This window comes from Actinomadura sp. K4S16 (assembly GCF_008327685.1).
In the GTDB taxonomy this organism is placed as follows: Bacteria; Actinomycetota; Actinomycetes; order Streptosporangiales; family Streptosporangiaceae; genus Spirillospora.
In genome coordinates, this window is sequence record NZ_BDDE01000010.1 from 733,445 (window position 1) to 753,721 (window position 20,277).

A 20,277-nucleotide genomic window follows, 5' to 3' on the forward strand; every position below is an offset into this window, starting at 1 on the left:
TCTCCCCGAGGGTTTCGGGCACCGGACGAGGCCCCGCCGCGCACTCCCCCGGCCCCGGCCGATCGGGCCGCCGGCAGGCGGCGGCTTAGCGATGACTGATCCGCTCATTAAGTGCGCATTAATGGCGCGGCGGTGGCCCGCGAACGGCTCTAGCTTCGGAAACGTCAGCGACCGCGGACGCAGAGCAGCGGCAGGAGGTGGGCCCCGATGGCACGATCACCGCGACACGGGATCTCCCCGGGGGCCGTCCACGCCTCCTGCGCGTCCGCGGTCGGGCACCGTCGCGGGGCCGGGCCCCACGGTGCCGGATGCCGGGGCCGTGCCCCGCGCTCCCGTCCACGCGGACCCGATCCGTACCCGCCGGCCGTCCCGCGCGGTGTGCCCGACTCCAGGTTCTCTCCCGCAAGGGCACCGGGTCGGGCGGCGGAGGATCACACCCACCCCACCTCGGCAGGGGCGGTCCGCGTGGAACAGGTCTCCGGGGGCGGGGCGCGCGCCCACGGCGTCGTTCCGGGCTCGGGCGCCCCAGGGTGCCCGAGCCCGGAACGACGCACTCCCGGATCAGGCGCGTTCAGGCGCCGCTGAGCCGCCGCCCCCAGGGCGAGGACCCGCCTACGGCGCGGGGGCGGGTCCTCGCCCTGGGGGCGGTCACGTTCAAGGGGTGAGCAGCTTCCCCAGGCGGCCCGCCTGGACGTCCCACCGCCACTCCCGTTCGATCCAGGCCCGGCCCTTCTCGCCCATGGCGCTGGCCCGCTCCGGGTCTTCGAGAAGGCCCGTCACGGCCTCGGCGATGGCGGGGACGGAGCGGCCCGGCACCACGAGGCCCGTCTCGCCGTCCAGGACGGCGTCGGGGGCGCCGCCCGAGTCGCCCGCGACGACCGGGAGGCCGGTGGCGGACGCCTCCAGGTACACGATGCCGAGGCCTTCCACGTCCAGGCCGCGGCGGCGGGTGCGGCACGGCATCGCGAAGACGTCGCCCGCGTCGAAGTGCGCGGGCAGCTCCTCCCAGGGGACGCCGCCGGTGAAGACGACCGAGCGCTCGACCTCGAGGGACGCGGCGAGGCGTTCAAGGTCGCCCCGGTAGGGCCCGCCGCCGACGAGGAGCAGGGCGGCGTCCGGCAGACACCTGAGGACGCGGGGCCAGGCGCGGATGAGGGCGTCCTGCCCCTTGCGCGGGACGAGGCGGGACACGCACACCGCCACCGGGCGGCCGGCCAGCCCGTGCCGCGCGCGGATCTGCTCGCCGCCCGCGCCCCGGTGGAAGAGCGCCTCGTCGACGCCGGGCGCGAGCCGGGCCATCCGCGCCGCCGCCTCTGGCGACAGCGCGCGCGCCATCCGGGAGCGGGTGTACTCGCCGAGGTAGGTCAGGACGTCGACGCCGTCCCCGATGCGGCCCAGCAGGTTCCGCGCCACCGGTAGCGCCGCCCAGCCCGCCTCGTGCCCGTGGGTGATCCCGACCAGCCGCTCCGCCCCGCGGCGGCGCAGCGCCGGGGCCAGCAGGCCGAGCGGCGCCGCCGCCCCGAACACCACCGAGTCGCAGTCCTCCGCGCGCAGCACGTCCGCGGCGCGGCGCAGCACCCCCGGCTCCGGCAGCATGAGGGAGCCCGGATGCCGGACGACCGGGAACGGCTGCCGCGCGTCGAACTCCGCGGCGCCCTTCCAGGCCGGGGCGTAGACGACGACCGAGCCGGGCGGGCGCCGCACGGCCAGGCCGTGCACGAACGCCTGGATGCCGCCCGGTCGCGGCGGGAAGTCGTTGGTGACGAACAGCGTCCTGGTCATCGCCGGGCGGCCTCCCGGCCGTCCGGCACGCGCAGGGGCCCGCCACCGGCGATGCGGTGACGGGCCCCGGATGCGCGGACGATCAGTGCCGGACCTCGTGCGACGTGGCGCCGCCCTCGATCTCCGCCTGCTCGCCGTGCGGGTGCTCGTGCTCCTCGACGGGGATGTCGTCGAACGTCCACGCCCGGTTGAGGCGCGAGCGCAGGTGCCCGATCGGGCCCTTGGTGCCGGGCGCCGGGATGCCCCGGGCGTCGCGGGCCGGGGCCTCGGGCCGGGCGTTCTCCTTGGAGAGCAGGACGTGCCGCTCCTCGTCGCGCGGCGCCTCGTGCCGCTCGGAGAACTTCCCGTCCGGCGACATCAGGATCACGCCGCTCTCCACGCCGTGCCCGACGACGTCGGCGTCCCGGCGCTGCAGGCCCAGGCAGATCCGCTTGGTGACGATGAACGCGATGATCGGCCCGAGGAAGAACGCGACCCGGAAGAACCACGTCGTCGCGAACAGCGACACGTGGAACTTGTCCGCGATGACGTCGTTGGCGCCGGCGACCCACAGCAGCCCGTAGAAGGTGACCGCCGCGATGCCCGTCGCCGTGCGGACCGGGGCGTTGCGCGGCCGGTCGTTCACGTGGTGGTGGCGCTTGTCGCCGGTCACCCACTGCTCGACGAACGGCCAGGCCGCCGCGCCGCCGAACACGATGCCGAGCGGCACCAGGGCCGGGATCAGCACGTTGAAGCTGACCGTGTGGCCCCAGGCGGAGACCTCCCAGTTCGGCATGATGCGCAGCGCGCCTTCGAGGACGCCCATGTACCAGTCGGGCTGGGAGCCCGACGAGATCGCACCGGGGTCGTACGGCCCGAACAGCCAGATCGGGTTGATCTGGGCGAACGCCCCGAGCAGCGCGAGGACGCCGAAGGTGAACAGGAAGTAGGCGCCCGTCTTGGCCATGAAGACCGGGTAGAAGGGGTAGCCGTACACCTGGTGCTCGGTCTGGTTCTTGACCGGCATCGCCGTGTGCTTCTGCACCCACATGATCATCATGTGCGCGGTGACCATGCCGAGCAGGAGGCCCGGGATGAGCAGGATGTGCAGCATGTACAGGCGCGGGACGATGTCCGTGCCGGGGAACTCGCCGCCGAACAGGAACATGTAGATGTAGGTGCCGACCACCGGGATCGACTCCGCGACGCCCTGCGTGATGCGCAGGCCGGTGCCGGACAGCAGGTCGTCAGGCAGCGAGTACCCGAACAGGCCCTCCAGCATGCCCAGGGTGAACATGCCGATGCCGATCAGCCAGTTCAGCTCGCGCGGCTTGCGGTAGGCGCCCGTGAAGAACACGCGCAGCATGTGCGCGAGGATCGACGCCATGAACAGGATCGCGGCCCAGTGGTGGATCTGCCGCATGAGCAGGCCGCCGCGCACGTCGAAGCTGATGTGCAGCGTCGAGGCGTAGGCCTCGGACATCTTCACGCCCTGCAGCTTCGTGTACGAGCCCTCGTACACGGTCTCCGTCATGCTCGGCTGGAACCAGAGCGTCAGGAACGTCCCGGTCAGCAGCAGGATGATGAAGGAGTACAGGGCGATCTCGCCCAGCATGAAGGACCAGTGGTCCGGAAAGACCTTCTTCATGTTCCGCTTGAAGAAGGTGGTGGAGCCGAGGCGGTCGTCGAGGAACGTCAGCGGCGCCTCGACCGCCTTCGGGGCTGTCGCCTCGCTCATCCGCGCTCCCAGAAGCTCGGTCCGACGGGTTCGTGGTAGTCGCTCGTGGCGATGAGGTACCCGTCCTCCACCGACAGCGGCAGCTGGGGCAGCGGCCGGGCCGCCGGCCCGAAGACGACCTTCGCCGCGTCGGTGGCGTCGAAGGTCGACTGGTGGCACGGGCAGAGGATGTGGTGCGTGGTCTGCTCGTACAGGGCCGCGGGGCAGCCGACGTGCGTGCACACCTTGGAGTAGGCGACGATCCCGTTGACGTGCCAGTTCTCGCGCCCCTTGGCGGGCTTGAACTGTTCGGCGGGGACGTTGATGAGGATGGTGACCGCCTTGGCGTTCTGCGTCAGCACCTGGTCCTCGGGGACCTCCTCCTCGATGCCCTCGGGCAGGACCGTGATCATCGAGCCCGGGGCGGAGAAGTCGCTGACCCGCAGCGGCTTGTTGGTGCCGTCCACGACCAGGCGGACGCCCTTCTTGCCCTCCGCCTGCGCCTTCTTGACGGCCTCGCCCCAGTAGGTGTGGCGGAGCCGCTTCTCCGGCAGCGGGCCGAGGTCGCGCAGCAGCACCAGCGGGGCCAGGCCGAGCGGCGCGGCGGCCAGCAGCAGCGTGCGGCGCAGCAGGGGCCGCTTGGTGATGCCGCTGTCGTCGGCGCCTTCGAGGAAGTCCTCGGTGAAGGCCGCCCGGGTCTCCTCGTCGGCGGCCAGCTCGTGCCGCTCCTGGACGATCGGCTTGCTGGTCATCAGCCGGCGCACCCAGATGGTGATGCCGACGGCCAGCGCGAGGAACGACAGCGCCATCAGGCCGCCGAGCCACAGGTTGGACTCGCGGGCCCGGGTGACGCCGTGCATGCCGCCGTCGCGGCCGCTCCAGCCGATGAAGTAGGCGATGAACGCCACGCTGGCGGCGAACGCGACCAGGAAGAACGTCGCGACGATCCGCTCGGCGCGCTTGGCCGACGCCTCGTCGAGTTGCTCTCCCACGCCCGCCGGCGCCGAAATGTTGTCCTCGGCCAGCAGGGCCTTCTCGCGCGCCGGGGACGGCGTGCCGATCACACGTTCGCGCGGGCCGGGCCGGCCCGCCGTGTCCTTGTTGTCGTCGCTCATGACTTCTTCAGCTTCTTCGGCTTCTTCGCGGTGATCCACATGGCGGCCAGGACCAGCAGGCCGATGCCGACCAGCCAGCCGGCCAGCCCCTCGGTCACCGGGCCGATGCGGCCGAGGCCGTTACCGCCGGGGTTCGGCTCCTCGCGCGTCTGGACGAGGTAGGCGATGATCGCCTGCTTGTCCTTCGGCGTGAGCGTGGTGTCGTTGAACACCGGCATCGCCTGCGGCCCGGTCAGCATGGCCTCGTACATCTGGGTGGGCGTGACGTCGGGGTTCGACAGCGACGGCGCGTACTTGCCACCGGTGAGGGCGCCGCCCTGGCCGGTGAAGTTGTGGCACTGCGCGCAGTTGGTGCGGAACAGCTTCCCGCCGAGCGCGACGTCGCCGGTCTTCGGGTCCACGGCCGACGCCGGGGGGACCGCCGGGCCGCCGCCGAGCGAGGCGACGTAGGCGCTGAGGTCGTGCAGGTTCTTCTCGGCCTGCGCCTTCTGCTTCTCGGCCGCCTCCCGCTTCTCCTTCTCCTCGTAGTCGGTCTTGAGGGAGATGTTGAACTCGGGGATCGGCGTCTTGCGCGGTATCTGCGCGCCGGGGTTGGCCGCGGGCATGCGGCCCGAGCCGACCTGGAAGTCGACGGCCGCGGCGCCGACGCCGATGAGGCTCGGGGCGATCGGGTTGCCCTTGGCGTCCTTGGTGCCCTCGGCGTTCAGACCGTGGCAGCTCGCGCAGTTCTTGTTGAAGAGCTGCTGGCCGTTCTTCAGGTCCTGCGCCGCCTGGGCGGTGGTCTGCGCCTCGGCTCGGTCAGTCCGCGGCGAGAAGCCGGCGTAGATCGCGCCGATCGCCGCCAGGGCCGCCAGCACGACGGCGTAGCCCGCCCACGGGCGCCGTCGCCATGCGGTGATCCTTTTCACGGAAGTCCCCGTTCGGGTCATGTCGGGTGGGTCGGGTCGGTCAGACGTCGAGCAGGTAGACGACCGAGAACAGGCCGATCCACACCACGTCGACGAAGTGCCAGTAGTACGAGACGACGATCGCGCTCGTGGCCTGCTCGTGCGTCCACCGCTTGGCGGCGTAGGTGCGTCCGAGGAGGAACAGGAACGCGACGAGGCCGCCGATCACGTGGAGGCCGTGGAAGCCGGTGGCCAGGTAGAAGACCGAGCCGTAGGCCGAGGACGAGAAGGTGAGGCCGTCCTTGGTGACCAGCTGGGAGTACTCGTAGGCCTGCCCGGCGACGAAGTAGGCGCCCATGAGGAACGAGAGCACGTACCACTCGCGCAGGCCCCAGCGGGCCGGGTTCAGCAGGCTCCCGTCACGCCCGACCTTGCCCGCCTCGGCCTTGAACACGCCCATCTGGCAGGTCACCGAGGAGAGCACCAGGATGGTCGTGTTGACCGCCGACAGCGGCAGGTCCAGCGGGGCGCCCGGCCACGCGTCGGGGCCGGACTGGCCGATCGTCACAGAGCGGATCGTGAAGAACATCGCGAACAGGGCCGCGAAGAACATCAGCTCGGACGACAGCCAAACGATCGTCCCCACGCTGACCAGATTGGGACGGTTCGCCCGTGCGTGAGGTGTTGTCTCTATCGCGGATGCTGTCACGCCAGCATTATTGCGCCCCTATCCAGTGAGTGACGCATGACCCCCCATCTAGGGTTCCCCGAGCGTGTCACGGGCGCCGCGCACCCGGTACCCTCACGTGCATGAGCACCGCCCCGGACAGCCCGATGAAGGTCCTCGTCTACAGCGACGACGCGAACACCCGCGCCGAGATCCGGATGGCGATCGGGCGCCGTCCGGCCGCCGACCTCCCGAAGGTCGAGTTCGAGGAGTGCGCCACCCAGCCGGCCGTCGTGGCCCGGCTCGACCGGGGCGGCGTCGACGTCCTGATCGTCGACGGCGAGGCGCAGCCCGCGGGCGGCCTCGGCGTGTGCCGGCAGGCCAAGGACGAGGTGTACGACTGCCCGCCCGTCCTCGCGATCATCGGCCGCCGCGACGACGGCTGGCTCGCCACCTGGTCGCGCGCCGACGCCGTGGTGGGGCTGCCGATCGACCCGATGGCCCTCGCGAACGCGCTCGCCGGGCTGATGCGGCAGCGCCTCCAGAGCCGCCTCCCGGCCCTGTGACCCTCCGCCGCGGCCCTTCCGCCACGCCGTAGCCCTTCCACGACCGCCCTTCTCCGGCATCGCCTCTGACGACGCCGGCCACCACGACCCTGTAGGCGACATGGACGCGCGCACCACCTGGCCCGCACTGCTCAACGCCCTCGTGTCGGGCTCCTCGCTGTCCAGCGAGGAGACGTCCTGGGCCATGAACAGCATCATGTCCGGTGAGGCCACCGACGTGCAGATCGCGGGGTTCGCCGTGGCGCTGCGCGCCAAGGGCGAGACGGTCGAGGAGGTCACCGGCCTCGCCGAGGGCATGATGGACAACGCCACCCCCATCGACGTGCCCGGCGACATCGCCGACCTCGTCGGGACGGGCGGCGACCGGGCCCACACCGTCAACGTCTCCACGATGGCCGCCGTGGTCGCGGCCGCGTCGGGCGTGCGGGTCGTCAAGCACGGCAACCGCGCCGCGTCGTCGTCCTGCGGTGCGGCCGACCTGCTGGAGCACCTCGGGGTCGCGATCGACCTGCCCCCCGAGGCCACCGCGCGGCTCGCCGACGAGGTCGGCATCACCTTCTGCTTCGCGCCGCTCTACCACCCGGCGCTGAAGTACGCCTCGCGCACCCGCAGTGAGCTGGGCACGCCCACGGTCTTCAACTTCCTCGGCCCGCTGACGAACCCGGCGCGCCCCCGGGCCCAGGCCGTCGGGGTGTTCCACCCGCGGATGGCGGGCGTGATGGCGGGCGTGTTCGCCGCGCGCGGCTGCTCCTCGCTGGTGTTCCGGGGCGACGACGGGCTCGACGAGCTGACCACCACGGGCACCTCCACGGTGTGGGTCGTCCGCGACGGGACGGCGACGGAGACGACCTTCGACCCGGCCGACCTCGGCATCCCGCCGGCGAAGCCGGAGGACCTGCGCGGCGCCGACGCGGCCTTCAACGGGCGGGTGGCGCGCGAGACGTTCGCGGGGCGGCCGGGGCCCGTCCGCGACATGGTGCTGCTCAACGCCGCCGCGCTCATCACCGCCTACGAGGGAGCGCCGCCCGCCGCGGACCTCACCGCGACGCTGCGGGAGGCCTACGGGCGCGCCGCCGCCGCGGTCGACTCGGGGGCCGCGACCACCCTCCTCGACCGCTGGGTCGACGCCTCCCGGAGCCTGCGCGGCTGACGCCCGCGCAGGCCTTCACCCGGGCGTTCGCCCCGTCCCCACGGCGCTCAACCCGGCCGCACCGCGCTCACGCGACGCCGCGCGCGCCGTTCGACAGCCGCTGCGCGATGTAGATCGGGATCACCGACAGCACGATCAGGGCCGCGGCGAGCACGTTGACGACCGGGGCCTGGTTGGGGCGGAACAGGTTGTTGAAGATCCAGATCGGCAGGGTCTGGGCGCCCGGCCCCGCGGTGAACGTGGTCACGATGATCTCGTCGAAGGACAGCGCGAACGACAGCAGGCCCCCGGCGAGCAGGGCGGAGCGCAGCGCCGGGAACGTGACGTGCCAGAACGTCTGGAACGTGTCGGCGCCGAGGTCCGCGGACGCCTCCTCCAGGCTGGTGCCGGTGCGCCGCAGCCGGGCGAGCACGTTGTTGAAGATCGTGACGACGCAGAACGTGGCGTGCCCGACGATCACGGTGAACAGGCCGAGCCCGATCCCGAGCGGCTTCAGCACGACCTGGAAGGCGTTGCTGAGCGCGATGCCGGTGACGATGCCGGGCAGCGCGATCGGCAGCACGACGACCAGCGACACCGTCTCGCGCCCGAAGAACCGGTGGCGCGCCACCGCGAAGGCCGCCATGGTGCCGAGCACGAGCGCGGCGGCCGTCGCGCCGAGGCCCGCCTTGACGCTGGTGAGGACGGCCTGCCGGGCGCCCTCGTTGTCCAGCGCCTGCGACCACCAGCGCCCGGTGAACCCGGACGGCGGCCAGCCGAACGTGGTGTCGGCGTTGACGGAGTTGACCAGCACGACCAGCAGCGGCACGTAGATGACGGCGAGGCCGAGGAACATCAGGACGCGCAGCGCGATCCGCGCGGCCGGCGAGAGGGTCATCACAGCTCCCTGAGCGCGCCGGTGCGGCGGGCCGCGGCGAGGTAGCCGAGCATCACCACCACCGGGATCGTGGCGACCGCCGCCGCGAACGGCAGGTTGTTGGCGGCGCCGATGTTGTCGTAGACGACGTTGCCGAGCAGCTGGCTCCGGCCGCCGACGATCTTCACGGTGATGTAGTCGCCGAGCGACAGCGAGAACGTGAAGATCGACCCGGCCACCAGCGAGGGGAACACCAGCGGCAGCACGACGTAGCGGAACGTGCGCAGCGGGCGGGCGCCGAGGTCGCCGGAGGCGTCCAGCAGCGAGTCCGGGAGCCGCTCCAGGCCCGCGTAGACCGGCAGGATCATGTACGGCAGCCACAGGTAGGCCAGCACCAGCACGGTCGCCGTGAGGCCGTAGCCGGGGCCGGAGAGCCCGAACGGCCCGAGCACCTGGTCGACCAGGCCGCCCTGCGCCAGCATCACCCGCCACGCGTACGCCTTGACGAGGTAGGCGGCCCACAGCGGCGCCAGGATCGCGATCACCAGGTACGGCCGGTACCGCGGCCTGGCGACCTTGGCCATGTACAGCGCCATCGGGAAGCCGATGGCGGTGTCGATGAGGGTGACGGCGACGGCGACGCCGAGGCTGCGCAGCGCGACCGTCCGGTACACCGGCTCGTCGACCAGGATCTGGAAGTTGGAGAGCGTGAACTGCCGGACGACCTCGCCGGTGAAGACGTCGGTCGTCCAGAACGCGGTCAGGAAGATCGCGGCGAGCGCGCCGAGGTAGACGACGACCAGCCAGGCGAGCGGCGCCGACAGCAGCAGCGACAGGCGCAGCCGGGGGCGGCGGTACAGCAGGGCCGCCGCCCGGCGCCGGGTCCCCGGCGCCGGGCGGCCGTCCTTCCCGCCGGCGGTGGCGGGAGCGGTCATCCCTTGATCGTGGTCCACGCCTGGGTCCACTTGGAGTAGTCGACGCACTTGACGTCCTTGCGCCCGTCGAGGCACTGGGCGATCGGCGTCGTCCAGAAGTGCACCTTGGAGAAGTAGCTCTCGTCGGTGGCGTGGAAGGTGTCGCAGAACGTCTTGTCCGCGGTCTCCGCGCATGCCTTGGCGTTGGCCGGGGCCTCACCGAACCACTCGGCGACCTGCGCGTTCGTCTTGGGCGAGACGATCCAGTCCAGCCACTTGTAGGCGCAGTTCGGGTTCTTGGACTTCGCGCCGACCATCCAGGTGTCCGACCAGCCGGTGGAGCCCTCCTTGGGCAGGGCGACCTTCACCGGCGCCTTCTCGCCCTGCGCGAGGTTCGCGATGACCTGCCAAGTCGTGCCGAGGACCGAGTCGCCGCTCTTGAACGCCTGGACCTCCTTGGTGTAGTCGGACCAGTACTCGCCGATGAGCCCGCGCTGGGTCTTCAGCAGCTCCACGGCCGCGTCGAACTGCTTCTGGTCGAGCGCGTACGGGTTCTTGATGCCGAGCTCGGGCTTGGCCGACATCAGGTAGAGCGCGGCGTCGGCGATGTAGATCGGCGAGTCGTAGGCAGTGATCTTCCCCTTGTACGGGGAGTTCGCGTCGAACACCGCGCCCCACGAGTCGGGGGCCGTCTTGACCTTGTCGGTGCGCCACATGAGCAGGTTGGCGCCGCGCCCGTGCGGGATGCCGTAGGAGGTGCCGTTCACCGAGTTCCAGGGCTTGTTCTTCAGCCCGGCGAACACGTCGGCGTAGTTGGGCACGAGCTTGGTGTTGACCGGCGCGACCGTCCCGGAGGCGATCAGCCGGAGCGAGGCGTCGCCGGAGGCGGAGACCGCGTCGTACTCGCCGGTCTTCATGAGGGTCACCATCTCGTCGGACGTGCCGGCGACCTTGGTGTTGACCTTGCATCCGGTCTGCTTCTCGAACGGGGTGACCCAGTCGACCTTGGGGTCGTTGGAGCCGTCCTCGGCGTACCCGGCCCAGGCGACCAGGTTGACCTGGCCCTCGCTCTTGCCGAGCGACTGCTGCATCGGCACCTTGGGGACCGAGAAGCCGCCCTGCCCGGCTCCGGTCGCCTTGTCGCCCGAGTCGCCGCCGCAGGCGGCGGCCGCCAGTCCGATCGCCAGCGTCGCCGCGGTGGCGAGCGCCATGCGCGTGGACCACATGGGGAACTCCTTATGGTGGGGGTTTTTTCGGGGGTTTTCGGGGTGGTTCAAGGGGTGCGCGCCGGCGCGGCGCCGGCGCCCGACACGCGGAACTCGTGCGCCTCGTGCCAGCTGATCCGCACGCGCGCGCCGCGCCGGCCCAGCACGTCCATGGAGGAGGTCCGCAGGTTCTGCTCCAGCGCGACGACCCGCTCCCCCGACTCCAGGTCGATGACGAACCGGGTGACCGCGCCCGCGTAGACGACCTCGGCGACCGTGCCGAGCGCCTGCCGGTCCCCCGCGTCCGGCCCGTCCGCGCCGTCCGCGCCGCCGTCGTGGACGTGGAGCTTCTCCGGCCGCACGCAGACCTCGCCGATGCGGTTGGTCGTGCCGACGAAGCCCGCGACGAACTCGGTGGCGGGACGCTCGTACACCTCGGCGGGCGTGCCGACCTGCTGGACGCGGCCGCGGTCGAGTACCGCGATCCGGTCGCTGAGGGTCAGCGCCTCCTCCTGGTCGTGGGTGACGAAGACGAAGGTGATGCCGGCCCTGCGCTGGATGCTCTTCAGCTCGACCTGCATCTCCTCGCGCAGCTTCAGGTCGAGCGCGCCGAGCGGCTCGTCGAGCAGCAGCACCTTCGGCTCGTTCACCAGCGCGCGGGCGAGCGCGACCCGCTGGCGCTGGCCGCCCGACAGCTCGGCGGGGCGGCGCGACCCCATCCCGTCGAGCCGGACGCTGCGCAGCGCCTCCAGCGCCCGCTCGCGGCGCTTCGCCTTCGGCACCCGCCGCACCTTGAGGCCGTACTCGACGTTGCGGAGCACGTCCAGGTGCGGGAAGAGCGCGTAGTCCTGGAAGACGGTGTTCACGTCACGGTCGAACGGGGCGAGCGACGTCACGTCCCTGCCGCCGAGTTCGATCGTTCCAGCCGTCGGCCGCTCGAAGCCCGCGATGAGCCGCAGCACGGTCGTCTTGCCCGACCCGGACGGGCCGAGCATGGAGAAGAACTCGCCGTCCCCGATGTCGAGGTCGACTCCCGCCACCGCCTCGACGGGGCCGAAGGTCTTGCGCAGATCGCGGATCCTCACCGCTGAAGCCGGCATGACCGAAAACATATGGATTCATAGGTTTAAGTTCAAGTGATGTTCCGGTATCACTGTGTCAACACCGGGAGGGGGCCCATGGACAGCGCGCACCTCGTCGTGTTCGCTCCCGTCGACAACACCGCGCGGGTGCACGCGGTGGTACGGCGCCTCAGCGACGCGATCGCGCTCGGCCTCCTCGGCGACGGCGAACAGCTGCCCAGTGAGACCGACCTGTCGGCATATCTCGGTGTATCAACGGTCACACTACGCGAAGCACTGATGGCCTTGCGTCAACAAGGGCTCATCGACACCCGCCGGGGGCGCGGCGGCGGCAGCTTCGTCCGGGCCCCTGCCAGGGCGTTCGATCTCGATGAGCGGCTGCGTTCGCTCAGCGCGGAAGAGCTCCGCGATCTCGGCGACCACTACGCCGCGATCGCCGGGGCCGCCGCCCGCCTCGCCGCCGCGCGGTCGCTGCCCGGCGACGTCCGGCGGCTGCGCCGGACGCTGGAGGAGATGGACGAGGCGGGCTCCGGCGCCGGGATGTGCCGGCTGGACGGCCGGCTCCACCTGGAGATCGCCGCCGCGTCCCAGTCCGGCCGGCTCACCAGGGAGGAGATCCGGCTCCAGGCCGAGATCGGACCGCTCGTCTGGGCCGTCCACGACCTGCCCGACCGGCGCGGGGGCGTCGGCGCCGAGCACGCCGCGCTCGTCGGCGCGATCGAGGCCGCCGACGGCGCCCGGGCCCGCGATGTCGCTGAAAGTCACGTCTCGAATGCGGTAGAACGTCTGATTGAACGACGGCTCGCACTCTGAGACCCCGAGGGGGACCCATGCCCGCCGAGCCACCGGCCGTCGGCGCGGCGGCGGCACACGTCCGCGCGACCCTGGACGGCGTCTTCACGACCGTGGCGCAGGTGCGCGACGCGACGGAGCGGTGCCTGGAGGACGTCCACCGCGCCGGCCGCACCCCCGCCCGCGCCGACCTCGCCGGGCTGCGCCCGCTGCTGCTCGCGCGGCTCGGCCCGCTGGTCTGCGGCCTCGGCTTCATCGCCGCGCCCCGCCTGCTCGCCGACGCCGCCTGGTACATGGAGTGGTGGCAGACCGGCCCGGCCGGGCGGCCGTCCCAGCTGCTGCGCGACCTGAACCCCGAGAGCAGCGCCCTGTACGACTACACCGCCTGGGAGTGGTTCACGGGACCCGAGGGCGGCGCCGAGAGGACCGTCTGCGGCCCCTACGTCGACTACCTGTGCAGCGACGAGTACGTCCTCACCCTGTCGGCGCCGGTGCGCGTGGCCGGGGAGTTCGCCGGCGTCGCGGCCGCCGACGTGTTCGCCCGGACGTTCGAGAACGAGGTCGTCCCGGCGCTGCGGGAGATCCCCGCGCCCGCGTTCGTCGTCAACGCCCCCGGCCGCGTCATGGCGTCCAACACCGCGAGCTGGCCCCCGGGCGCCGTCTACCGCGAGGTGCCCGGCTACGCCGCCCGCCCCTGCGGGACCGGCGTCGACCGCATCGCCCTCGTGGTCGGCTTCTAGCGCGCGCCCGGCCGCGTCAGTCGGTGTCAGTCGGCGTCGGGGAGGCCGAGGGCGAAGGCCTGCTCCAGGTCGTGCTGGGAGTAGGTGCGGAACGCGATGTGGGTCTCGGTGCCGACGATGCCGGGGACCTTGTTGAGGCGGCCCGGGATCACGTCGTTGAGCTCCTCGTGGCGGCGGACCCGGACCATCACCATGAGGTCGTGGTCGCCGGTGATGGAGTACACCTCGCTGACGCCCTCCAGCGCGGCGATCGTCTCGGCCACCTCGTGGATGCGCGCGACGTCGGCCTTGACGAACACGATCGCAGTGACCACTGCACCCTCCCCGCAGAATCGGACGCTCCGACCCTACCGGGGAAGCCGGGCGCGCGACCGCGAGGGGACGCCCGCGCCGGGCCGGCGGGTACGGGACGGGGCCGCGGTCAGCCGCGGCTGAGCGCGGCCAGGCGGCGGGCCGGACCGGCGCGGCGGGCCAGCAGCGCGAACACCACGCCCGCCACGAAGCCGTAGATGTGCGCGGTGTAGGCCACGTTGCTCTTGGCGTCCCCGAGGGACAGCCACTGCAGGACGAACCAGTAGCCGAGCACCACCCACACCGGCAGCCGGATCACGATGACCGGCGGCACCCAGCTGACGACGCGGCCCCGGGGGTTGAGGATCACGTAGGCGCCCATCACCCCGGCGATCGCGCCGGACGCGCCGATGAGCGGGACGGTGGCGTCGGGCGACGTCCAGGCGAACCCGTAGACGGCGACGAGCCCGAACGCCAGGTAGGCGAGCAGGTAGCGCCACCGGCCGAGCCTGTCCTCCACGCCCATGCCGACGACGAACAGGAAGACCAGGTTGCCCAGCAGGTGCAGGGCGCTGGAGTGCAGAAACATCGAGGTGAACGCGGTCGTCCAGGGCGCCTTGCGGAAGTTCGCGGGGCCGCAGTCGTGCACGACCTCCGAAGGCAGCGGCTGCTGGTCTCCGGTGGTCAGCTCCTTGGGCACGGCGCCGTACTCGAACGTGAAGTGCGTCGCCTTGCACTCGCGGACCGCACCCTTGCCGTACCAGGCGGCGAAGTTCGACATCGGGGTGAGCAGGAAGACGACCACGTTGACCGCGATCAGCAGGTACGTCACCCAGGGGATGCGCCGCGCAGGCTGACTGTCGTAGAGAGGCAGTGCCATGCGGGGTCGTCCTCCGGTTGCCGGGTGTACACCGTCACCTTAGTGGCGGCGCGGCCCGCGAGGGGCCGCCTCAGGCCGGGCGTACGACCGGTCGTAGGCCTTGTCGATCCACTCGCGCAACCCCTCGGCGCCGTGCACCGGACACGTCCACGGGCCGTCGACCTCGACCAGGCGGACGCCGGGCAGGTCGAGCCAGCGCAGGACGCACTCCATCTCCTCGGCGGTCGCGCCCTGCGAGGGGGGCGCGCCGAGGGCGACGCCGCCCGGCGCCTCCCCCGAGGGCGGGAACACCGTCTCGGCCGTCGCGATGAGCGCGTCGACGTAGGGGCGGGGCCGGGCGTTCGGCGGAACGGTGCCGGCCGCGGCGAGCCGGCCGTACCGCACGACCGACAGCTCCCAGCCGCCGTCGAAGGCGGGGCGCGCCGCCACGAGCTGGGGCAGCCGGGCCAGCGCGGCGAGCCGCTGCCCGCGCGCGGCGGCCCGCACGAACGCGGCGAGCCGGTCGCGCTGGGCGGCGGCCTCCTCGTAGCGCAGCTCGGCGGCGAGCCTGTCGATGCGCACCTGGGCGGCGGCCACGACGGGCCGCACGTCGCCCTCCATGACGGCGCGGGCCGTCCCGGTGTGCACGGCGTAGGCGTCGGCGGACTCGCGGCCGTCGCAGGGGGCGCCGCAGCGGCCGAGCTCGGCGAGCGCGCACGAGCGCGCCTTGCCGCGCTCGATGAGCCGGAGCGTCAGCCGCTGGGTGCACTGGCGCAGCGGCACGGCCTCGTGCAGCGCGGCACGCGCCTCCTCCGCCTGCCGCCGCGACGAGATCGGCCCGAGGTAGCGGGCGCCGTCGGCGCGGCACTCCCGCACGATGGACAGCCGCGGGAACGGCTCCACGGTCAGCTTCAGCCAGATCGCCCGCTCGGGGAACTTGGACCGGCGGTTGTAGCGCGGCTTGTGCTCGGCGATCAGCCGCAGCTCGCGGACCTCGGCCTCCAGCCCGGTGGCGCACACGATCGTGCGGACGTTCTCGGCGAGGCCGACCATCTCGCGGACGCGCCACCGCGTCTCCGAGCCGGTGAAGTAGCTGCGCACGCGCGAGCGCAGGTCGCCGCTCTTGCCCACGTAGAGCACCTCGCCGGCGTGGTCCTCGAACAGGTAGACGCCCGGGGTGGACGGGACGTCGTCGGCGAGGTGGCGCTTGCGGCGCTGCTCTGGGGTGGGCGCCTTGGCGAAGCCGCGCATCTCCTCCAGCGAGGTGACGCCGAACGAGCCGAGCCGCTCGATCAGGCCGTGCAGGACCTCGACGGTGGCGCGGGCGTCGGCGAGGGCCCGGTGCGTCGGCTCGTTGGACGTCCGGAAGTAGCGGGCCAGCGTGCCGAGCTTGCAGTTGGGCACCTCGTCGCGGGACAGGACGCGCCGCGCGAGGTCGACGGTGTCGACGACCGGGAAGGCGGGCCACGCGTAGCCGTTCGCGGCGCACGCGGCCTTGAGGAACCCGATGTCGAACGAGGCGTTGTGCGCGACGAGGACGCAGCCGCGCGCGAACTCCAGGAACGCCGGGAGCACCGACCCGATGCGCGGCGCGGCCGTCACCATCGCGGTGGTGATGCCGGTCAGCGCGGTGATGAACGGCGGGACGGGCCCGCCCGGGTCGACCAGCGTGCCGAGCTCGCCGAGCTCCTCTCCCCCGCGCACCTTCACCGCGCCGATCTCGGTGATGGCCGAGTCGGCCGCCGAGCCGCCGGTGGTCTCGAGGTCGACCACCACGAAGGTGACGTCGCGGAGCGGGGTGCCGAGGTCGTCCAGGGTGCCCTGGACGCCGTGCGCCTGGACCCCGCGGCCCTGGACACCGTGCGCAGCCGTCATGTGCGCGACCGTAGAGGACCCCACCGACAGAACTTCGTGCCGCTAGGGTTGGGGGGTGCCGGGACGTCCCGCCGGTCGGGGGCCGCGGGGACGGGCGGGAGGCATCCCGCCGAGGGTTCGGCGCGATCCGTCCGATCACGCGTTCGCCCTGGTTAGGGCGGGTGCGCTCGGGAACACACAGCCCACCGGCGGCGCAGCCCGGAAGGAGCGGGATCATCGACAGCGGCCCCGAAGCGACCCCCGGCCGCGGGGATCCCGCGGAGAAGCTCGCCCGCCCGCTGCCCGAGGCGGTGCGGCAGGGCGTGGTGGAGGTCGCCGCCGACCTGATCGGGACGCTGCCCGCCGACGAGGTCCCCCCGCCGCTGCGCCGGTTCGCGCGGTTCGAGCGCCGCAAGCGCGCCAAGCTCGCGGGCCAGCACATCGCGGCGGCGCTGGAGAAGGACGAGGAGTTCCGGCGGCGGGTCGCCGTGCCGCTCCGAGAGGCGCAGGCCGACCTGGCGGAGGTGGTCGAGGGCGGGGACGTGCCGCCCGCGGCCGATCCGGTGCGCGTCGCGGTGCTGGCCTACCTGCTGCGCCCGGCGGGCTGGACCGCGCTCGTCGAATCGGCGCGCGAGGAGCTGGCGCGCTCGGCGACCGCGTCCGAGGAGGAGGAGGCCGAGCGCCGCATCGCCGCGCTGAAGGCCGAGCTGGCCGCGACCCGCGACGCCCGCGGCGCCGAGCTGGCCAAGCTGCGCGCCGAGCTCCGCGAGACCAAGGCCGAGGTCGCGGAGCTGCGCCGCAAGCTGCACGACGCGCGCACCCGGTACCGGGCGGCGGAGGAGCGCGCCCTCGCGGTCGCCGCCGACGCCGACCGCGAGCTCGCCGCCGCGCGCGAGTCGACCGCCGCCGCGGACAAGGAGCTGCGCAGGCTGCGCGCCCGCGCCGCGCGGGCGGAGGAGGCGGCGGAGGCCGCCAGGCGGGCCGCGCGGGAGGGGCGCAACGTCGACGACGTCCGGCTGCGGATGCTGCTCGACGCGCTCGTGGACGCCGCGCAGGGCGTCCGCCGGGAGCTGGCCCTGCCCTCCACCATCGGCCGTCCCGCCGACGCGGTCGGCGGGCTGGAGCCGGACCGGCTGGCGCACCGCGCGCTGCCCGGCCGGGCCCTGTCCGACAGCGACCCGCAGCTGCTGGACAGGCTGCTCACGCTCCCGCAGGTGCACCTGGTGGTGGACGGCTACAACGTCACCAAGACCGGGTACGGGGAGCTGCCGCTGGCCGACCAGCGCAGCCGGCTGCTGTCCGGGCTCGGCGGGCTGGCCGCGCAGACGCGCGCCGAGGTCACGTGCGTGTTCGACGGCGCGGAGCTGGAGGCGCCGGTCGCCATCGCGGCGCCGCGCGGGGTGCGGGTGCTGTTCAGCCGCCCGGGGCAGACGGCGGACGAGCTGATCGGCGAGCTCGTGCGGGCGGAGCCGCCGGGCCGGTCGGTGGTCGTGGTGTCGTCCGACCGGGAGGTCGCCGACGCCGCGCGGCGCGCCAGCGCGCGCCCCTGCCCCTCCTCCCTGCTGCTGCGCAGGCTGGGCCGCTCCTAGGGCGGGCCCGCCCATAAGGCGGCCATAAGGCTCTCATAAGGCAAGCCTCGCGGTCCGTGATCATCACGTCACGAAAAGTGGATGATGTCCGCAGATGTCAATCAAAGAGTGATGAATCGGTTGTGACGGCTGTTGCCCCTCGCTAATGTCGTCCGCTGACGTCGTTGGACGAGAGGGGCGAAACCGACCGTGGCCAATGATCACATCGGGGCACCGGCGCAGCGGCCTGCCCGCAGGGCGGGTTCCGCGGGCAGAGGCGTCTCCCGTCGCCTGGCGGCCGTCGCCGGCCTGACCGTGGCGGTCTCCCTGACCTGCTCCCCGGTGGTGGCGCACGCCGAGCCCAAGCCGACCCGGGCGCAGGCCCAGAAGAAGCTCGACAAGCTCAACGAGCAGATGGACCAGAAGGTCGAGCAGTTCAACCAGAACCGCGAGAAGCTCAAGGTCGCCAAGAAGAAGTTCGACTCCGCGACCAAGGCGAGCAAGCAGGAGCAGGCAAGCTTCGAGGAGCAGCGGTCCAAGATCGCTCAGATGGCGGCCACCGCGTACAAGAACGGTGACTCGGCCGACGTCACCGGCTTCGTCGGCAGCAAGGACCCGCAGTCGATCCTCGACCAGGCGGCCGTCTTCTCGCACCTGTCGCACGAGCGCAGCTCCCAGCTCACCCAGTTCCTCGCGACGGCCCAGCGGCTCCGCCGCGAGCAGGCCCAGGCGAAGTCCGCCTACGACGAGGTGAAGTCCAAGCAGGACGAGCTGAAGAAGCAGAAGCAGGAGCTCGACAAGCAGGTCCAGAAGCAGAAGGCGCTCGTGCGCCGGCTCGGCGGCGGCACGCCGTCGCGCCCGGGCGGCGGCGGTGGCACCGGCGGCACCTACAACGGCCCGGCCAGCGGTCCGGCCCGCGCGGCGCTCGACTTCGCCTACGCCCAGCTCGGCAAGCCCTACTCCTACGGCGCCGAGGGCCCGGGCTCCTACGACTGCTCCGGCCTGACCATGAAGGCCTGGGCCGCCGCGGGCGTCGGCATCACCCGCACCACCAACTCCCAGTACGCCGCGACCAAGCGGGTGGCCAAGAGCAACCTGCAGCCCGGCGACCTGGTCTTCTTCAGCAACCTCGGCCACGTCGGCATGTACGTGGGCGGCGGCAAGATGATCCACGCCCCGCACACCGGCGACGTCGTCAAGATCAGCGACATCACCTCCGGCTACTACCTGAGCAACTACTACGGCGCCGGACGCCCCTGACGCACCGCCCTGACACCCCCGCGGCGCGGGTGTGACGGGGCCCTCATCGACAACGGACCGGGCTTGACCTGGTCCGTTGTTGATTTTGGGGGGGTTTGCCTTCTCTTGGGGCTTTGGTACCTTGTCACCACTCACGGCGCCCTCCAGACGCCGTGGACCCGCGGCGCCCCCCAGGCGCCCCGGTCCCACGCGGAGCATCCAGCACCCGCGTGACGGCGGCGCGAGCCACGCGCCGCACCCCCGGGCGGCACGCCCCACGTGCCGTCCCGCGGCGCCCGCAGGCGCCGCACGGTCTCGACGCAGACCAGGCCTACCCCCGCCCCACCGTGCGCACGCTTGCCGCGTGCATGGCGCCGAGCGTGCTGCCGCAGTGGCCTACACGGGGCAGGCCCCGGACGGCCCCGGAGACGGGGCGCCGTCCGCACACAACATCAGGCGCCGCTCTTTCGCACGCGGGAGACAGGTCCCGCGCAGGGCCCCATATCGCCCCCAGGATCGCAGCGGCAGCGCCGAATCCGCCGAAGAGCGGAACCGGGGACCCATATCCGCCGGAGTCCGGAGAGTCTTTCCGGACGGGCATTCCGGCACCCGGGGTGAATCGGCGCGTCTCTCCCGGGGCACCGGCGAGAGCCGCCGTAGGGCCACTTCCACGCCCGAACCCGTCAGCTAACCCGGTAGGCGTCTGGAAGAGAAGGAGAGAATCCCGCAGCGGTACCTGGGGCGTGGCCGCCACGCGACCACGCCCCGGCCCCCCTTTCGCTCCGCAGGCGCCCCCCGCCGCCGGAGCTCCCCCAATCCGAACCGGTGTGCCCGCCCCCGGGCACGCCACCGCCGAATCCGCGGACCGCCGTGCCCCGCATGCGCGTCCGACGCGGAACCGGGGACCCACTGTGTCCTTTCGGGGTGAATCGGCCTGCCTTCGCGGCCGTAGGGCGGCTTCCACGCCCGAACCCGTCAGCTAACCCGGTAGGCGCCATGGAAGCCGAGGAGACC

Annotated in this window: 18 protein-coding genes and 2 riboswitches; of the genes, 6 read left to right on the plus strand and 12 right to left on the minus strand. The window is 72.5% G+C overall.

Annotated elements, in window-relative coordinates:
- Positions 1-654: 654 nt before the first annotated feature.
- From K4S16_RS04190 to K4S16_RS04210, 5 genes are all read right to left on the minus strand, one after another.
- The gene (locus tag K4S16_RS04190) at positions 655-1,782 is read right to left on the minus strand and encodes a glycosyltransferase family 4 protein (protein ID WP_149257424.1); all 1,128 of its coding nucleotides are present in this window, start codon (positions 1,780-1,782) and stop codon (positions 655-657) included.
- An 82-nt stretch (positions 1,783-1,864) separates the two neighbouring features.
- Positions 1,865-3,499, minus strand: coding sequence for a ubiquinol-cytochrome c reductase cytochrome b subunit (locus tag K4S16_RS04195; protein ID WP_149257425.1), 1,635 nt, complete (start codon positions 3,497-3,499; stop codon positions 1,865-1,867).
- Positions 3,496-4,593: a ubiquinol-cytochrome c reductase iron-sulfur subunit gene (locus K4S16_RS04200; protein ID WP_149257426.1), complete on the minus strand. Its 1,098-nt coding sequence runs from the start codon at positions 4,591-4,593 to the stop codon at positions 3,496-3,498. The genes K4S16_RS04195 and K4S16_RS04200 overlap by 4 nt, the downstream gene beginning before the upstream one ends.
- On the minus strand, positions 4,590-5,501 hold the full coding sequence (locus K4S16_RS04205; RefSeq protein WP_149257427.1) for a c-type cytochrome: 912 nt from the start codon (positions 5,499-5,501) through the stop codon (positions 4,590-4,592). The genes K4S16_RS04200 and K4S16_RS04205 overlap by 4 nt, the downstream gene beginning before the upstream one ends.
- Before the next feature lie 40 nt (positions 5,502-5,541).
- The gene (locus K4S16_RS04210) at positions 5,542-6,126 is read right to left on the minus strand and encodes a heme-copper oxidase subunit III (RefSeq protein WP_235036555.1); all 585 of its coding nucleotides are present in this window, start codon (positions 6,124-6,126) and stop codon (positions 5,542-5,544) included.
- 164 nt (positions 6,127-6,290) lie between these two features.
- Between K4S16_RS04210 and K4S16_RS04215 the strand changes: the two genes are divergently transcribed.
- Together K4S16_RS04215 and trpD are read left to right on the plus strand one after the other, a co-directional pair.
- The gene (locus K4S16_RS04215) at positions 6,291-6,713 is read left to right on the plus strand and encodes a response regulator transcription factor (protein ID WP_149257429.1); all 423 of its coding nucleotides are present in this window, start codon (positions 6,291-6,293) and stop codon (positions 6,711-6,713) included.
- Between the two features lie 100 nt (positions 6,714-6,813).
- Complete coding sequence (gene trpD, locus K4S16_RS04220; protein ID WP_149257430.1) at positions 6,814-7,863, plus strand: anthranilate phosphoribosyltransferase; 1,050 nt, start codon at positions 6,814-6,816, stop codon at positions 7,861-7,863.
- A gap of 67 nt (positions 7,864-7,930) precedes the next feature.
- Here trpD and K4S16_RS04225 read toward each other — a convergent pair whose 3' ends face one another.
- Genes K4S16_RS04225 through K4S16_RS04240 form a run of 4 tightly spaced genes read right to left on the minus strand, consistent with a single transcriptional unit; the run spans position 7,931 to position 11,938 of the window.
- Positions 7,931-8,740, minus strand: coding sequence for an ABC transporter permease (locus K4S16_RS04225; RefSeq protein WP_149257431.1), 810 nt, complete (start codon positions 8,738-8,740; stop codon positions 7,931-7,933).
- Entirely contained in the window at positions 8,740-9,654 is a 915-nt protein-coding gene (locus tag K4S16_RS04230; protein ID WP_149257432.1) for an ABC transporter permease, read from the minus strand. The genes K4S16_RS04225 and K4S16_RS04230 overlap by 1 nt, the downstream gene beginning before the upstream one ends.
- A complete protein-coding gene (locus tag K4S16_RS04235) occupies positions 9,651-10,859 on the minus strand; it encodes an ABC transporter substrate-binding protein (protein WP_200841677.1) in 1,209 nt (402 codons plus the stop codon). Before K4S16_RS04235 ends, K4S16_RS04230 begins: the two co-directional genes overlap by 4 nt.
- A 47-nt stretch (positions 10,860-10,906) precedes the next feature.
- Positions 10,907-11,938 (minus strand): ABC transporter ATP-binding protein, encoded by a 1,032-nt coding sequence (locus K4S16_RS04240; protein WP_149257433.1) that lies wholly within the window; start codon positions 11,936-11,938, stop codon positions 10,907-10,909.
- Positions 11,939-12,016: 78 nt separating this feature from the next.
- Between K4S16_RS04240 and K4S16_RS04245 the strand changes: the two genes are divergently transcribed.
- Positions 12,017-12,733: a FadR/GntR family transcriptional regulator gene (locus K4S16_RS04245; protein ID WP_149257434.1), complete on the plus strand. Its 717-nt coding sequence runs from the start codon at positions 12,017-12,019 to the stop codon at positions 12,731-12,733.
- Between the two features lie 17 nt (positions 12,734-12,750).
- The gene (locus K4S16_RS04250; RefSeq protein WP_149257435.1) at positions 12,751-13,452 is read left to right on the plus strand and encodes a cache domain-containing protein; all 702 of its coding nucleotides are present in this window, start codon (positions 12,751-12,753) and stop codon (positions 13,450-13,452) included.
- 26 nt (positions 13,453-13,478) lie between these two features.
- Here the strand turns inward: K4S16_RS04250 and K4S16_RS04255 are convergent, their stop codons facing one another.
- From K4S16_RS04255 to K4S16_RS04265, 3 genes are all read right to left on the minus strand, one after another.
- A complete protein-coding gene (locus K4S16_RS04255) occupies positions 13,479-13,766 on the minus strand; it encodes an Lrp/AsnC family transcriptional regulator (RefSeq protein WP_149257436.1) in 288 nt (95 codons plus the stop codon).
- A gap of 107 nt (positions 13,767-13,873) precedes the next feature.
- On the minus strand, positions 13,874-14,623 hold the full coding sequence (locus tag K4S16_RS04260; RefSeq protein WP_149257437.1) for a rhomboid family intramembrane serine protease: 750 nt from the start codon (positions 14,621-14,623) through the stop codon (positions 13,874-13,876).
- A gap of 39 nt (positions 14,624-14,662) precedes the next feature.
- A complete protein-coding gene (locus K4S16_RS04265) occupies positions 14,663-16,477 on the minus strand; it encodes a DEDD exonuclease domain-containing protein (protein WP_149257438.1) in 1,815 nt (604 codons plus the stop codon).
- Between the two features lie 161 nt (positions 16,478-16,638).
- On the opposite strand from K4S16_RS04265, the gene K4S16_RS04270 reads away from it, so the two are divergent.
- Together K4S16_RS04270 and K4S16_RS04275 are read left to right on the plus strand one after the other, a co-directional pair.
- Positions 16,639-18,045 carry an NYN domain-containing protein gene (locus K4S16_RS04270; protein WP_200841679.1) on the plus strand — a complete coding sequence of 469 codons (1,407 nt, stop codon included), beginning with the start codon at positions 16,639-16,641 and terminating at the stop codon, positions 18,043-18,045.
- A gap of 189 nt (positions 18,046-18,234) precedes the next feature.
- Positions 18,235-19,284, plus strand: a complete 1,050-nt coding sequence (locus K4S16_RS04275; protein WP_149257439.1) for a C40 family peptidase — start codon at positions 18,235-18,237, stop codon at positions 19,282-19,284.
- 497 nt (positions 19,285-19,781) lie between these two features.
- A riboswitch (cyclic di-AMP (ydaO/yuaA leader) is annotated at positions 19,782-19,980 on the plus strand.
- Between the two features lie 139 nt (positions 19,981-20,119).
- A riboswitch (cyclic di-AMP (ydaO/yuaA leader) is annotated at positions 20,120-20,273 on the plus strand.
- Positions 20,274-20,277: the final 4 nt, after the last annotated feature.